The following is an 818-nucleotide window of genomic DNA, read 5'->3' as shown; positions in this document are numbered from 1 at the left end:
CGTCTCAAGTTTTCGTGGTGTGAATTTAGCGCGTGATGTCATCATGTTTGGCGAGGTAGGGCTTTCTGGAGAAGTACGCCCTGTCGCAAGTGGCCAAGAGCGTATCCATGAGGCGGCGAAACATGGCTTTAAATTAGCTTATGTTCCGTGGGGTAATCGCCCCAGAGAGGATGTGCCTGGAATGAAGGTCGTGCCTGTCAAAACGCTTGATGAGTTTCTTAAAAACGTCTTTTAGTTTGCTCGTTAGTGCGTTTCGCTTAACGCGCTCAGTTCGCGGTGCAGAAGATCCTCGTCTGCTAAGTTGAGCTCTACGAGTCTTTTTAAATGCGTCATGCTGTCGATATCGATATGGTCGCAGGCAAAACCTAAGGCGTTGTCGTGCTCATTTGAAAACGAAAGTATCATGTTAATGCACTGCTCGTTTCCAGCGAGTTTGATGCTAGCTTCAAAGGTATTGTCTTTGTTCATCGAAAAACCCTCTGGCTTTCGAATCAATACGCCCTTCAGTGAAATGTCTTGCACACCGCTCGTCCATTCCAAACCTTCTTGACTCAAGGTGCATTCGGCATTGAATAAAATTCGGCTGAATTGACGACGTTCTTGCTGTTCTTGTAATTGTGACATGCCTTTTCCTAGTATGAGTGCGAGGACTAATGCGCACTTACTTTAGATTTAAGTTTAAATCCTAGCAAGTGCGCAGCACTTATTATGCGAGTTTCTTATAGTTGAGGCGTGTCGGCGTTTTCGCAAGCTCACCTTTTCTATCTTTGAAGTCTGCTTCGTATTCTGTGTAATTGCCTTCAAACCAGACAACCTCA

At 45.4% G+C, this 818-nt stretch carries 2 protein-coding genes; one reads left to right on the top strand and one right to left on the bottom strand.

The features are described from left to right. Positions 1-235 (top strand): S16 family serine protease (locus tag A3762_RS03540; RefSeq protein WP_304439255.1); only part of this gene is annotated, 235 nt, incomplete at its 5' end. Between the two features lie 8 nt (positions 236-243). Here the strand turns inward: A3762_RS03540 and A3762_RS03535 are convergent. Further along, positions 244-624, bottom strand: a complete 381-nt coding sequence (locus A3762_RS03535; RefSeq protein WP_068753741.1) for a PilZ domain-containing protein — start codon at positions 622-624, stop codon at positions 244-246. Between the last annotated feature and the right edge of the window lie 194 nt (positions 625-818).

The organism is Oleiphilus sp. HI0125 (genome assembly GCF_001635355.1).
Note: the sequence above shows the minus strand (reverse complement) of the source record. Positions and strands in the feature narration are given on the sequence as shown.